This window comes from Jiangella asiatica, from assembly GCF_004349065.1.
Lineage (GTDB): Bacteria > Actinomycetota > Actinomycetes > Jiangellales > Jiangellaceae > Jiangella > Jiangella asiatica.
Map to the genome: position 1 here is coordinate 13195 of NZ_SMKZ01000046.1, position 12996 is coordinate 26190.

General features: G+C 70.9%; 14 protein-coding genes. 5 read left to right on the forward strand and 9 right to left on the reverse strand.

The window, feature by feature from the left end; translation table 11 throughout:
- Positions 1–101 precede the first annotated feature (101 nt).
- Positions 102–854 carry a DeoR/GlpR family DNA-binding transcription regulator gene (locus E1269_RS24485; protein ID WP_131899481.1) on the forward strand — a complete coding sequence of 251 codons (753 nt, stop codon included), beginning with the start codon at positions 102–104 and terminating at the stop codon, positions 852–854.
- Positions 851–2200: a 6-phospho-beta-glucosidase gene (locus tag E1269_RS24490; protein ID WP_131899483.1), complete on the forward strand. Its 1350-nt coding sequence runs from the start codon at positions 851–853 to the stop codon at positions 2198–2200. The genes E1269_RS24485 and E1269_RS24490 overlap by 4 nt, the downstream gene beginning before the upstream one ends.
- Positions 2201–2226: 26 nt before the next feature.
- Here E1269_RS24490 and E1269_RS24495 read toward each other — a convergent pair whose 3' ends face one another.
- Positions 2227–2745 (reverse strand): CGNR zinc finger domain-containing protein, encoded by a 519-nt coding sequence (locus tag E1269_RS24495; RefSeq protein WP_203434032.1) that lies wholly within the window; start codon positions 2743–2745, stop codon positions 2227–2229.
- Positions 2746–2844: 99 nt separating this feature from the next.
- Between E1269_RS24495 and E1269_RS24500 the strand changes: the two genes are divergently transcribed.
- On the forward strand, positions 2845–3744 hold the full coding sequence (locus E1269_RS24500; protein ID WP_131899487.1) for an alpha/beta fold hydrolase: 900 nt from the start codon (positions 2845–2847) through the stop codon (positions 3742–3744).
- Positions 3745–3787: 43 nt separating this feature from the next.
- On the opposite strand, the gene E1269_RS24505 is transcribed toward E1269_RS24500, so the two are convergent.
- The 6 genes from E1269_RS24505 to E1269_RS24530 all read right to left on the reverse strand — a co-directional run bounded on the left by E1269_RS24505 (position 3788) and on the right by E1269_RS24530 (position 10640).
- Positions 3788–4717 (reverse strand): trypsin-like serine peptidase, encoded by a 930-nt coding sequence (locus E1269_RS24505; protein WP_131899489.1) that lies wholly within the window; start codon positions 4715–4717, stop codon positions 3788–3790.
- 219 nt (positions 4718–4936) lie between these two features.
- Positions 4937–5572, reverse strand: coding sequence for a DUF5134 domain-containing protein (locus E1269_RS24510; protein WP_131899491.1), 636 nt, complete (start codon positions 5570–5572; stop codon positions 4937–4939).
- 908 nt (positions 5573–6480) lie between these two features.
- Complete coding sequence (locus E1269_RS24515; RefSeq protein WP_131899493.1) at positions 6481–6858, reverse strand: VOC family protein; 378 nt, start codon at positions 6856–6858, stop codon at positions 6481–6483.
- Positions 6859–6880: 22 nt separating this feature from the next.
- Positions 6881–8482 carry an MFS transporter gene (locus tag E1269_RS24520; RefSeq protein WP_131899495.1) on the reverse strand — a complete coding sequence of 534 codons (1602 nt, stop codon included), beginning with the start codon at positions 8480–8482 and terminating at the stop codon, positions 6881–6883.
- A 292-nt stretch (positions 8483–8774) separates the two neighbouring features.
- The gene (locus E1269_RS24525) at positions 8775–9788 is read right to left on the reverse strand and encodes an aldo/keto reductase (RefSeq protein ID WP_131899497.1); all 1014 of its coding nucleotides are present in this window, start codon (positions 9786–9788) and stop codon (positions 8775–8777) included.
- A gap of 33 nt (positions 9789–9821) precedes the next feature.
- Positions 9822–10640: a helix-turn-helix domain-containing protein gene (locus E1269_RS24530; RefSeq protein WP_131899499.1), complete on the reverse strand. Its 819-nt coding sequence runs from the start codon at positions 10638–10640 to the stop codon at positions 9822–9824.
- Positions 10641–10688: 48 nt separating this feature from the next.
- On the opposite strand from E1269_RS24530, the gene E1269_RS33045 reads away from it, so the two are divergent.
- Positions 10689–11111: a DUF2000 domain-containing protein gene (locus E1269_RS33045; RefSeq protein WP_203434033.1), complete on the forward strand. Its 423-nt coding sequence runs from the start codon at positions 10689–10691 to the stop codon at positions 11109–11111.
- 237 nt (positions 11112–11348) lie between these two features.
- On the opposite strand, the gene E1269_RS24540 is transcribed toward E1269_RS33045, so the two are convergent.
- Both E1269_RS24540 and E1269_RS24545 read right to left on the reverse strand, forming a co-directional pair.
- Positions 11349–11864, reverse strand: coding sequence for a MarR family winged helix-turn-helix transcriptional regulator (locus E1269_RS24540; RefSeq protein WP_131899503.1), 516 nt, complete (start codon positions 11862–11864; stop codon positions 11349–11351).
- Between the two features lie 55 nt (positions 11865–11919).
- Positions 11920–12414, reverse strand: coding sequence for a winged helix-turn-helix transcriptional regulator (locus tag E1269_RS24545; RefSeq protein WP_131899505.1), 495 nt, complete (start codon positions 12412–12414; stop codon positions 11920–11922).
- Positions 12415–12469: 55 nt separating this feature from the next.
- Between E1269_RS24545 and E1269_RS24550 the strand changes: the two genes are divergently transcribed.
- Positions 12470–12988 carry a PaaI family thioesterase gene (locus E1269_RS24550; protein ID WP_131899507.1) on the forward strand — a complete coding sequence of 173 codons (519 nt, stop codon included), beginning with the start codon at positions 12470–12472 and terminating at the stop codon, positions 12986–12988.
- The last annotated feature ends 8 nt before the right edge of the window (positions 12989–12996 follow it).

Below are 12996 nucleotides of genomic sequence, written 5' to 3' on the forward strand. Positions count from 1 at the left end.
CGTGAATTTTCCCGTCGTTGGCCCTGCTGAACGCTCAGCTCCGCGCACGTTGCCGCACCGATGCTGTTCGAATGAGCGAAGATGACTGATATGGTTCAGTCGTGCTTCCACAGCGGCGGTACGAGCTCATCATGCAGATCCTCCGTGCCGAGGGTCCGGTGGCCGTGGCCACGCTCGGTGCGCGGCTCGGCGTCAGTCAGGCCACCGTCCGGCGCGACCTCACCTGGCTGTCCGAGCAGGGCCTGCTCACCCGGGTGCGCGGCGGCGCGGCGGCCAGCACGTCGTTGGAGCCGTCGTTCGCCGCCGTCGCCACCGAGGCGCACGAGGCCAAGGACGCCATCGGCCGGCGCGCGGCGGAGATGGTCGAGGACGGCGACGTGCTGCTGCTCGACATCGGCACCACAGTGCACCGGCTCGCCGCCCACCTGCGCGGCCGGCAGGTCACCGTCATGACCGCCAACATGGCCGTCTACGAGGAGCTGGTGCCCGACCCCGACATCGAGCTGATCCTGCTCGGCGGCGTGGTGCGGCGCAACTACCACTCCCTGGTCGGCTTCCTGACCTCCGACGCGGTGCGGCAGCTGCGCGCGGACAAGCTGTTCATGGGCACCAGCGGGGTGCGCTCGGACGGCACGCTGATGGACACGACCATGGACGAGGTCCCGGTGCGCCGGGCCATGATCGCCTCGGCCGACCAGGCGGTCCTCCTGGCAGACGCGGCCAAATTCCCCGGCAACGGGTTCGCCACCGTGTGCGGGCCCGACGCCCTGGACGTCGTCGTGACCGATGCCGACGAGGGCACTCCGGCCCTCGACGCGCTACGAGAGAACGGTGTGAAGGTGGTCCTCGTATGAGGTTGACGATCCTCGGCGGCGGCGGTTTCCGGGTGCCTCTCGTGCACCGGGCGCTGTCCGGTGGCGACTCCGGGATCGACACGATCGTGCTGCACGACACCGACCCCGCGCGGGTGCGCGCGGTGCAGTCGGTGCTGGCCGAACGGTCGGCCGCGGGCGGGCCGGCACTGGTGGTCGAGAGCGACCTCGCCGCGGCCGTGCGCGGCACCGACTTCGTCTTCTCCGCCATCCGGGTCGGCGGCCTGGCCGGCCGGTCCTGCGACGAGCGCTCGGCGCTGGCCGAGGGGGTGCTCGGCCAGGAGACGACGGGCGCCGGCGGCGTCCTCTACGGGCTGCGGACGGTGCCGGTCGCGCTGCGCATCGCCGAGACCATCGCCGCCGAGGCGCCGGACGCCTGGGTCATCAACTTCACCAACCCGGCCGGGATGGTCACCGAGGCGATGAGCTCGGTGCTGGGCGACCGCGTCATCGGCATCTGCGACTCGCCGGTCGGGCTGTTCCGCCGGGTCGCCCGGGTGCTGGACGTGTCGATGTCCGATGCCTGGTTCGACTACGCCGGGCTGAACCACCTCGGCTGGCTGCGCCGGGTGCTGGTGGACGGGCGCGACGTGCTGCCGCGGCTGCTGGCCTCCGACGACGCGCTGGGCTCGTTCGAGGAGGGCAAGCTGTTCGGTGCTTCGTGGCTGCGCACGCTGGGCGCCATTCCGAACGAGTACCTCTACTACTACTACTTCACCCGCGACGCGATCAGCAGCGCGCAGGCGGCGCCGGCAACCCGCGGGGAGTTCCTGATGGCGCAGCAGGAGGCGTTCTACTCGCCCGGAGCGGCCGACGCCGCCGGGCCGGACGGCGGCGCGGCGCGACGGTGGGACGAGGTGCGGCGCGAGCGCGAGGCCACCTACATGGCCGAGAGCCGCGACGCCGCCGGTGTCGGCGACCGCGACGCCGCCGACCTCGACGGCGGCGGCTACGACCGGGTCGCCCTCGAGCTGATGCGCGCGATCGCCGCGGACGAACGCACCACGCTGGTGCTGAACGTCCGCAACCGCTCGGCGCTGCCCGGCCTGGACGCCGACGCCGTGGTCGAGGTGCCCTGCCTGGTCGGCGGCAACGGCGCGCACCCGCTGGCCGCCGGCGCTCTCGACCCGGCGGCCGCCGCGCTGGTCGCGACCGTCAAGGCGACCGAGCGGGCGACCATCGCCGCCGCCCGGTCCGGGTCGTGGCGCGCCGCCGTGGCGGCGCTGGCCAACCACCCCTTGGTGGACTCCGTCACCACCGCCCAGCGGCTCCTCGAGAGCGAGCTGGCCGCGCTCCCGGAACTGCGCGCGGTGCTCGTCGCCGACTGACGCCGCCGCACGACGTTCGGCGCGACCTACGACTCCTGGCGTTTCCGGGCGCGATGGTTGGCGACGTTGACGCGGTTGCCGCAGACGTCCGGCATGCAGTAGCGACGTCGTCCTGCTTTGCTGGTGTCCACGAAGACGCCCGCGCATACCGGGGACGCGCACGGGCGGAACCGTGCGAACCCGAGGCTTCGCAGCGTGCCGAGCAAGCCCGTGCCCATGAGTACGGCCAGCTCGTCCGCGAGTGGAGCCTCCGGCGCGGTGGCAACCAGCCAGTGCCATTGGCCATTGCCGTCCTGCCTCAGCAACGGACCCCTGGCTGCCTTCTCCACGAGCGCGTTCGCGCCTGCGACGGCGTCGGCTTGGGTTTCGGTTTCCAGTACCGCGCGGACCTCGTCCCGCAGCGCATGGATCTGGGCCAGCTCCGTGCCGTTCGTGTCGCGCTGGATGTCATGCGCAGTAAGGAAGGCGTCCAGCGCTGCCGCATCGGCAACGGCGTCTCCCGCGGCACGCACGATCGGCGACGTGTTCACGAGGTCCGTCGCCACGACCGCGCCGCGAGAGTAATCGCTAAAATCTATGTACAACCCTTACCTCCAGCAGGGTAACCGGATAAAGTCGACTATACCCCTTAGCTAGGAGTTGAGATGAGCAGCTGGGAACTGCCGGATCGCATCTGCGTGTCGGGCGGCGAGGTGGCCGCTGGAGCGTTCGGCGACGGCCCGCCCGTGATCCTCACACACGGCACACCGGCGTCGTCGTTCCTGTGGCGCAACGTCGTCCCCACCCTGGCCCGCGAGTACACGGTGTTCGTCTGGGACATGCTCGGCTTCGGTGCCTCTCGGCTCGATGCCGGCGCCACGCCGTCGATCACGCGGCAGGCGCAGACGCTTGCAGAGCTTGTCGACCACTGGCAGCTCGACGCGCCGGGCCTTGTCGGCCACGACATCGGCGGCGGCGTCGTGCTGAGGGCTCACCTGCTCGAACACGTGCCGGTGAGCTGGCTGGCGCTGGTCGACGCGGCCGTCCTCGGCCCGTGGAACACCGAGTTCACCGAGCACATGCAGCGCAACGCCGAGGTGTACCGGACGATGCCGGAGCGCGTGTTCGCGGATCTGATCGGGCCGCGCTTGCGCACGGCCACGTACAGGCCGATGCCGGAGGACGTCGCCGACGCCTATCTCGCGCCGTGGCGGGGGAAAGCGGGACAGCATCGCTGGATCGACCAGGTCGCGGCCGTTGACTTCGCCGACACTCGCGAGGTCGTCGAAGGCCTCGACCACATTGCCGTGCCCACGCTGGTGCTGTGGGGCGAGCGCGATGGCTGGCTGACGCCCGACGTCGCCGACCAGCTCGCCGCGGCTGTTCCGGGGGCGCGCAAGGAACTCGTCGGCGACGCAGGCCATTTCCTGCCGGAGGACGCGCCGGACGAGGCAGCGAAGGCGATCCTTTCCCACGCCGCCGCGATGAGCCGGTCCGAGGTCGTCGACCAGGTAGGCCCGACGCTGCAGCCCTACCTCACCGGCGACTCGGGGAGTGGCCGGTGAGGTAGCGCCGATCGGCAGGGTGACGAGACCCGGGCGGAGTGCGTCAGGCGCCGGCAGCGGCGTTGTAGACCGACTGGGCGGTCCCGCCGAAGTACGGCCCGTACATCGTGTTGGGGTCGTTGTTGTACTTGTAGCTGTTGACGGAGTTCAGCTGGCCGCCGGTGATCCAGCCGCCGCCCGAGGAGCCGCCGGTCATGTCGCAGGTGAGGCCCTGGGTGGAGGAGCCGCCGGGGTCGTTGCGGGCGGTGCCGCTGCACGAGAACAGGCTCTGCCCATCGAATGGGCTGGCTGCTGGGTAGCCGTAGGACGTGTACGACAGCCCGCGACCGAGGTCGAAGGCGATCGGGTACGAGCCGACGACGTCGGTCAAGCTCTGGCCGGACCCATTCTCGTTCATGACCGCGAAGCCGACGTCGACGGTGAAGTCGCCGCTGTTGGCCCACCCGGTCGAGGTGTACAGGTCCGACGCCGACCACTGGCCGTGCGGCGCGGAGCCGTTCTCGTAGGCCGGCACGAACGTGAACTGCGAGGCGAACCCGCCGCCGGCGCCCTCGTGCACGCAATGGCCGGCGGTGGTGACGACGTCGCCGTTGGAGCTGGACGTGGCCGTGCCGGAGCACACGTAGTCGGTGCCGCCGAGGGTGAAGAACACCTTGCCGAACTCCGGGCGCGGGTTCTCCGGGACGGCGGCCGGCGCGATGTCGGCCTCGACCGCGGGCTCGGCGGCGGCCTCGCCCGAATCGGCGTCGACCAGCACGTCGGCGGGAATCGCGGCCTCCATCCGCTCCGCGGTCCAGTAGGTGGTGGTGCTGCGTTGCTCCGCTGTCGTCGTTGCCAGTTCCTGGTGGACGACGGCGCTGGCGGCCGCGCCGGTGGTGCCGGCGTCGGAGTCGGCCATCGCCGGGGCGGCGGCAACTCCGGGCACCACGAGCGCGGCACCGGCCAGGAGAGATCGAATGATGGGTCTCCTCATGCCCATTCCTCCCTGTTGAGACATATCGTCGGATTCGACGAAATGCTCAACGTACAGTCATCCTCCAGTCATGTACAGGTATGTCAGAATTTTTCGGCATGAGGTGGGGCGCAGACAATCGATGGAACCACCAGTCAGGTAGTGGTCATGGCATCTACCTCATCGTCAGGGCATCCTGACGCGTCACACGCCCTCACGGTGCGGGATGTCGTCGCCCGCTCAGAGGCTGGCGAAGAAGATCAGTGCCATGCCGCCGCTGAGGGCGACCTCGCTGGCGCAGCGACCAGCCGACGACCACAACAGTCGCGACGGAGCCGGTCGCGGCGCCGGTGCGGGGGGCAGGCCTGGACCGGCCGGCACCGCCATCCGGTACGTCGTGCGCACCGCCGGCTCGCCGACCCGGAACCCCAGAGACGTCGCGGCCACCAGGAAGTACAGGCCGAACAGCCAGCTCAGGCTGGTCAGCGGCGCCAGTTGGTGGTGGCCGAGGGCGGTCTCGGCGCCGGTCGTCGAGACGGCGCCGGAGCCGTGGCCGGTCGCGAACATGACGATCATCGCGACACAGCCGATGAGGTGGTGCAGGTTGTAGCCGGCGTGGTCGTCGCGTCGCTGGCCGACCCTGACCCCCGTCGAGACGCCGACTCCGCCGGCGCTCAGGCTCGAGGAGGCGCCGCCACGCCCGCGGTACGTCACGCCGGCGCGGCTCATCAGTCCGTCGTGCCACAGGATCGTCGCGAACCAGGCAGCGAGGACGCCGAAGACGAGAACGCCGAGCGGTGCCGGGACGAGGTCGCCGAACGGCGCGGTCATCAGCGCCATCGCCAGGCCCATCGCGGTATGGGAGATCTCGGCCACCGGTTCTCCCGCGTGGCGGTGTGCGCCGGCCCGGTCGTGGGGGCCGCGCCGGACTGCCCACCAGGCAGCCACTCGCGCCGCGCAATACAGCCCCACGGCGGCGAAGAGTACGGCCAGCGCGGTCCGAGCCAATTCCACGGAAGTCATCGGCGTCACTTCCCGTCGAGCATGGGCGACCGCAGTGCCGAGGTGTCTTCTCCGCCCGTCGCGTGCGGTGCCGGCCAGTATCTTGGTCGTCGGTCGAGGTCAGGATGGACGAGCCGGGCTCGCAGTGGCGGTTCGCTTCATGCGGCGGCCTCCCATGCGCGTGGCCGGATGACGCCGGCGCAGGTCGCGCCGTACGTTCACGATAATGGAAGCGAGCGTTCTACAGAAGTCTTGAATTTAGTTATGACCGGCAGTAATTTGGCCGTCATGTCTGTCTGGGCCAGGAGTATCGAAGAGTTGGGTGTGATAGTGCACCGATCCTTCGATAGTCAAGCCGTCTTCGCCGGATCGGGGTACCGCGCATTAATCTCGCCAAAACTCTTGATCGACTGTGACTCGCGATGCCATAGTGGAGTCACAACTGAACACTGGAGTCCCGCTCGGGACGACCAGCTTCACACTGGTTCCTGAGCGGCTGTGCTTGCGGCTTCTCGGGGGTCATTCCAACCCACAAGGGAGGAACGATGAAGGGTAGGCACAGGCGGCGGCGTCCCACCAGGTCGCGCAAGGGCTGGCCTCTCGGCTGGTTGAAGAGTTCGGCGCGTGGACGTGGGGAAGATCCGGATGCGGTGGTGGTCACGAGGTGATGCCGCGGCGCTCCAGCGTCCTGGGGTAGCTCGCCCCGTACGGGGGTGGGCGAGTGCCTACAGGACACGAGAGGTCCAGCTCATCGAGCTGGACCTCTCGTGTGTGTTGGGGCGTCAGTCCTCCTGGATCACCGACAGCACGTTGCCCGCGGGGTCGGTGAACCACGCGATCAACGGGCCGCCGCCGCGGAAGACGCCCTTCTCGTCGGTCTCGATCGGAGTCCCTACGTAGCGCTCGAACGTCACGCCGCGGCGGGTGAGCTCGTCGACGGCGGCCTCGATGTCGCCGACGGGAAAGTTGAGGATCGTGAACGTCGCCGGCGTGTGGTTGTCCTTGGGGTACACCAGAATCGGGTTGCCGCCGGCGATGTTGAGCATCAGCGCGTCGTTCTCCTCGCTGACATCGAGGCCCAGGGTCTGGCCGTAGAACTCCTTGGCCCGCGGGATGTCGTTGACCGAGAAGCCGCTGAAGGCTTTGGCGTCCTTGAACATGTCGGTTCTCCTTTCGTGATGGTCACGCGGCGAGCGCCGCGGGCGCGTCCTCGTCCACCTGGTCGGTGGCATCTACCGGTACCGACGAGGCTGGCACTGTTTTCTCATCGGTGGCCGACTGACGCAGTGTCGTCATCGCGAGCACGGCCAGCCCGACGAACAACGTGGCGCTCAGCCCGGCGACGGAGCTCAGCGCGCTGGTGAACGCTTCGCTGGCGCTCTGCAGGAGGGAGTCGCTGTCCGGTTGGGGCAGGCTGGGCACAGCGGCGACCGCGCCGGTGATGCTCTCGCGGGCGGCCGCGGCACTGTCGGCGGGGACGCCGGACGGCACGGTCACCTGGCTGCGGTAGATGCTGGTGACGAGGCTGCCGATGGAGGCGACGCCCAGGGCGATTCCCAGCTCGGCGCAGGTCTCGGACAGCGCCGCAGCGGCGCCTGCCTTCGACGGCGGCACGGAACCGACCACCACGGCGGTGCCGACGGACGCGGCCAGCCCGACGCCGACGAGCGCTACGACGAAGCCGACGACCAGGACCACAAGGCCGCCGTCGGCGTCGAGGCGAGTGAGCACCGCGTATCCGGCGGCCGCGATCAGCAGGCCGGCCGCGATGACGTTGCCCGAGTGGGTGCGGTGCGCGATGTGCGGCGCCAGCAGCGACGACACGATCATCCCGAGTGCTCCGGGCAGGAGCCACAGCCCGGCCCGCATGGGCGTCAGCCCGGCCACCGTCTGTAGGTACAGGGTGAAGAACAGGAAGGTGCCGCCCTGGATGGCGCCGAACAGCAGCCAGATGGTCAGGGCCGAGCTGAACGTCCGGTTCGCGAACAGTCGCAGGTCCAGCAGCGGGGACGGCAGCCGGCGCTGCCGCCGGGCGAAGGTCACGCCGAACACCGTCCCGGCCAGCAGAGCGATCAGCGGCGCCGCCCCGACGCCGTGCTTGGCCAGTTCCTTGAGCCCGTAGACCACGGGCAGCACGGTGGCCAGCGAGAGCGCAACACTGATCAGGTCGAGCGGGCCGGCGTCGTCGTTGCGGTACTCGGGCAGGAAGACCGGCCCGGTCACCAGCAGCACGACCATGACCGGCACGCCGAGCAGGAACGCCGCACCCCACCAGAAGGTCTCCAACAGCGCGCCGCCGACGACGGGGCCGAGCGCGGCGCCGCCCATGAAGCAGCTCATCCAGCACGCGATCGCGACGCCACGCTGGCGGGCGTCGGTGAACATCGTGCTGAGCAGCGCCAGCGTCGACGGCATCAGGGTGGCACCGGCGATGCCCAGGAGCGCTCGGGTCAGGATCAGCATCTCGGCGTTGACGGAGTAGGCGGCGAGCACCGACGCGACACTGAACGCGGCGGCGCCGATCAGCAGGAGCCGGCGGCGGCCGATCCGGTCGCCCAGGTTGCCCATGGTGACGAGGAACCCGGCGACCATGAAGCCGTAGACGTCCATGATCCACAACTGCTGGGTGCCGTCCGCGCCGAGATCCGCGCTGAGGTGCGGCAGCGCCAGGTACAGCACGCTCATGTCGAGCGCCAGCAGCAGCGTCGGCAGAGCCAGTACGGCCAACCCGATCCATTCCCGCCGGCCGGCTCGCCTGCTCGGGGTGGTGGTCGAGTACTCCATTGGAGTGTCCTTCCGGCTCCACGTGCCAGCGATGGGTTCGCTGACATCGGGGACGTCGGAGCCGTCGCCGCGTTCTCGACACGGACGAGCGGGAAGAACGGAGAAATGTCGAGCCGTCCGGGCGGATGCGTCGGCCTGGGTATCGACCGGCGCCCCTTGGACGCTCGGCGGATCGGGTCGGAGCGCCTCAAATGATCACGTTCAGCAGGATCCCTCGAGCCTCATCATGATTGCGAGCATGGTGTGACACGAGATTTCGTGCTGAACGTGATCATTTCGGACGGGCGGCGGGTCACCTGGCGGAGGCGGGTTCGGCGCGCAGGTCGGCGAGCAGGCGCTCGACCTCGGCCAGCTCGTCCGGCGCCAGCGGGCCGTGCGCCATGGCGCCGGCGTTCTCCTCGGCCTGGGCGACGGTGCGGCAGCCGGGAATCGGGATGGTCACGTCGCTGCGGGCCCAGATCCATGCCAGCGCGCCCTGGGCCAGGGTCCGTCCGCCGCCGCTCAGCACCTCGCGCACCGCGGCCACCCGCTCCAGCCACCGTGGCACCGGGCGCCCGTCGCGGAAGTAGACGAGCCAGTCCGGCGCGACGCCGCGCACGTCGTCTGGGCCCAGTGTCGACGACGCGGTGAACTTGCCGGTGAGCAGGCCCATCGCGAGCGGGCTGCGGTTGAGGCTGGCCAGGTCGTGCTGCTCGCAGGTGGCCAGCACGTCGGTGGCGTCGTGCAGCACCGAGAGGGCATGCTGGACGGCGGTGCAGTGGCGGCCGTCGCGGCCCCAGGACGCGGCCCGGTCGGCGTGGTCGGTGCTCCAGCCGTACCAGCGGATCTTGCCCTCGTCGACCAGCTCCTCGAGGGTGCCGAGCAGGTCGTGCGCCGTCGGGATCGGCAGGTTGCCGAGGTGCAGCTGGTAGAGGTCGACGCGGTCGGTGTCCAGGCGGCGCAGCGAACCCTCCAGTGCCCGGCGCAGGTACGCGGGGGAGGAATCGGCGCCGGTGAGCTCGCGCGTCGCCGCGTCGATGGTGTTGCCCCACTTGGTGGCGATGACGGCGTCGTCGCGGCGGCCGTCGAGCGCCCGGGCCAGGATGCGCTCGCTGTGCCCGGTGCCGTAGGCGTCGGAGGTGTCGAACAAGGTGATTCCGAGGTCCAGGGCGCGGTGGATCGTCCGTACCGACTCGTCGTCGTCGACCTGGCCCCAGCCGACGGGGTTGCCGTCCCGGGAGAACGGCCCGCCGATGGCCCAGCAGCCCATGCCCAGGGCGCTGACCTCGATGCCGCTGCGGCCGAGGGTGCGCTTCGTCATTGTCATGGGCCGACCATGCCACCTCGCGTGCGCTCGAGGTCAACGCCTCCGGGCGCCACCGGCGTACCGGGCCGGCGCGACGCCCAGGTAACGGGTGAAATGCCTGGTCAGGTGGGCCTGGTCGTAGAAACCGGCCGCGGAGGCGACGTCGGCGGGACGCCGGCCGGCCAGCAGCATCCGCCGGGCGAGCTCCACCCGGCGGCCGGTGAGGTAGCGGTGCGGCGGCAGGCCGAACGCCACGGTGAACGAGCGGACCAGGTGGGTGGGGTGGGCGTGCAGCTCTGCGGCCGCGTCGCTCAGCGTCATCCCCGTGGTCGTCCGGGCGTCCAGCAGCTCGAGCAGCCGGTCGGCCAGGCCGCGCGGTGCCGGCGGCGACGGTCGCGGGCCGCGCAGGCGATCGCGCAGCCGCTCGCGGATCAGCGCCAGCCGGCTCTCCGCCTCCAGGCCGTCGCCGGGCTCGGCGAGGACGCGGTGCAGCTGATGCACCCGCTGCCGCAGCTGGCGGTCCAGCAGGGTCGGGTCGTCGACGGCGGCGCCGATCAGGTCGTCGCCGAGGACGGGCGGTTCCATGTACAGGACCCGCTTGCGGAACCCGTTCGGTGTCGCGGCCCGGCCGTCGTGCGGGACGTGCGGGGGCAACAGCGTGACGGCGGACCCGGCGGCGCCGTGGTGATGGCGGTCGAGGTCGAAGCGGATGGCGCCGTCGTCGACGATCAGCAGCGTCCACGCGTCGTGAGTGTGCGCCGGGTAGGCGTGGTCGACGTAGCGGGCGTGGAAGACCTCGACCAGCCCCGGGACGTCCGGCCGCCAGGCGCGGACCGTGGAACGCGCGCCGCCGGCGGCCTGCGGGTGCGGCACGCTAACACCGTACAAGACTCACGGCACCGGCCGCGGCACGCTGGGACGGTGACCGAGGAGATCCGCTTCACCACGAAGATCGCCGTCCTGCTCCACGACGACCTGGCGGTCTGGCAGCGGCTGAACGTGACGGCGTTCCTCGTCAGCGGGGTGGCCGGCGCGGAGCCGGAGCTGCTGGGCGAGCCCTATGCCGACGCGGACGGCACCGAATACCTGCCGATGTTCCGCCAGCCGGTGATGGTGTTCGCCGGCGACGGTGACGTCCTGCGCGCCGCGCACGGGCGGGCACTGTCGCGCGGACTGCGGTTCACCGTGTTCACGCGCGAGTTGTTCGCCACCGGCAACGACCGCGACAACCGGGCCGCGGTCGCGGCGGTACGGCGCGACGACCTCGACGTCGTCGGGCTGGCGCTGCACGGCCCGCGCAACGCCGTCGACAAGGTGGTCAAAGGCGCGCGGCTCCACCACTGACCGGACGCCGAGGCCGCCGGCCAGCCGGACCTCCTGCCCGGTGAGCTCGCCGGGCAGCATCGGCATCGCGGCGGCGATGGCGGCCTTGGTCTCGGCAGCTCGAGGGAGGCGTCGCGGTGTTCCTCGCTCTCCCAGATCTCGCTGATCCGGATGAGGTCGTCGGCGGTGTCGCTGACGCCGACGGCGTAGAGGAGGCAGCCCGCGGCGCGCAGTCCCTCGGTGCCGGGTGCGCCCCGGTCAGCCGCGGTTGCCGATGTCCTCCACCAGCGCGCAGGTGTCGGCGACGGGATCTATGTGGTTGACGTGGGTGGCGAGCCGGCCGAGCAGCCCACGCAGCGCCGCGCGCTCATCGTCGTCGAGACACCCGAGCACATGGTCCTCGGTCAGCAGCATGCGGCGGTCGACCTCGGCCAGCGTCTCGCGGCCGTGCGCGGTGGCGACGATGCGGCGGTTGCGGCGGTCGGCCGGGTCGGGCTGCCGCTCGACCAGCCCGGCGCCGACGAGGTCGTCGAGCAGGTACGTCATGACCGTCTTGTCGATGCCGAGCCGCTGCGCCAGCGCCGACTGGCTGTGCGCCTCGTTCTGGACGGCCGCGGACAGCACGTGCCGGCCGCGGTGCCCGCCGGGCAGGCCGGCCGTGGCGGCGTCGGCCGCCTTGAGGTAAGACCGGAAGACCACGCCCAGCATGAAGCCGACGTCGCCGTCCAGCGCGCCCGGCGCGGGGGCGCCGGCCGCTTCGGTGGCTGTGGTCATGGTCCGATCCTACGCCCGGTCGGCGTCTCCACATAAAGTCCGGACCGCTGACGGTCTAGCTGACAGACGATTCCGCGTGGTCGCGGCGGACGGCGCCGGGCCCGGGCAGCGGCCGGACGTCGCGCACGGCCGTGACGTGGTGACCATCCTCGCAGCGCAACGTGGCGTGCACCGACGCGCCGCAGCCGGCGTGGGCGAACCGCGACGGCGAGCCGGCCGGCCCACTGAGATAGCGCTCGCCCCAGTCGTGGACGGCGAGGAGAACCGGGTAGAGGTCGAAGCCCTTCTCGGTGAGCCGGTACTCGTGCCGCTGCCGGGCGCCTGGCTCCTGGTAGGGAGCCTGCCGCAGCACGCCCTGTTCGACCAGGGTGGACAGCCGGTTGGCCAGTACCTGGCGGGGTATGCCGGTGCGCGCGCGCATGTCGTCGAAGCGCCGGATGCCGTTGAAGACCTCGCGCAGCACGACGACGGTCCATCGTTCGCCCAGCAACTCCATGGTCCGGCCGATGGGGCAGTTCTCCACCGACCAGTTCAACGCCTCGGGCCGCATGGCGCCCAGGCTAGGTCTTCTTGACAGACCCAGCAACCGCTGGGAGGCTGCATCCATGAACGAGACTCAGGTGATGCCGCGCGAGCGGACGTTCTCATGGTCCGATCCGGCTCTGGTCGCGGCGCACCTGGGCCGCCGCGGCGGGCTCGACCTGCTGCGCGCCATGATCGACGGTGAGCTGCCGCCTCCGCCGGTACTGCACATGATCGGCATGGACCGGATGGAGGCCGACGAGGGCCGCGTCGTCGTCTACGTGACGCCGCAGGAGTTCCACTACAACCCGCTGGGCACGGTGCACGGCGGCGTGCTGGCGACGCTGCTCGACACCGCGACCGGGTGCGCCGTGCACTCGGTGCTCCCGGCCGGAGTCGGCTACACCTCGCTCGACCTGACGACGAAGTTCCTGCGCCCGGTGACGGTGGCCTCCGCAGAGCTGCGGTGCGAGGGTGTCGTCGTCTCCCGTGGGCGGACGACGGCGCTGGCCGAGGCGCGGATGACCGACGGCGCCGGCCGGCTGGTGGCGCACGCGATCTCGTCCTGCCTGCTGTTCGAGGCGGCCGCGCCGACGGGGTGAAACGCGCG

Coding starts and splice junctions, on each gene's coding strand:
- E1269_RS24490 (WP_131899483.1), top strand. CDS start 851: ATGAGGTTGACGATCCTCGGCGGCGGCGGTTTCCGGGTGCCTCTCGTG.
- E1269_RS24500 (WP_131899487.1), top strand. CDS start 2,845: ATGAGCAGCTGGGAACTGCCGGATCGCATCTGCGTGTCGGGCGGCGAG.
- E1269_RS24505 (WP_131899489.1), bottom strand. CDS start 4,717: ATGAGGAGACCCATCATTCGATCTCTCCTGGCCGGTGCCGCGCTCGTG.
- E1269_RS24515 (WP_131899493.1), bottom strand. CDS start 6,858: ATGTTCAAGGACGCCAAAGCCTTCAGCGGCTTCTCGGTCAACGACATC.
- E1269_RS24520 (WP_131899495.1), bottom strand. CDS start 8,482: ATGGAGTACTCGACCACCACCCCGAGCAGGCGAGCCGGCCGGCGGGAA.
- E1269_RS24525 (WP_131899497.1), bottom strand. CDS start 9,788: ATGACAATGACGAAGCGCACCCTCGGCCGCAGCGGCATCGAGGTCAGC.
- E1269_RS24540 (WP_131899503.1), bottom strand. CDS start 11,864: ATGACCACAGCCACCGAAGCGGCCGGCGCCCCCGCGCCGGGCGCGCTG.
- E1269_RS24545 (WP_131899505.1), bottom strand. CDS start 12,414: ATGCGGCCCGAGGCGTTGAACTGGTCGGTGGAGAACTGCCCCATCGGC.
- E1269_RS24550 (WP_131899507.1), top strand. CDS start 12,470: ATGAACGAGACTCAGGTGATGCCGCGCGAGCGGACGTTCTCATGGTCC.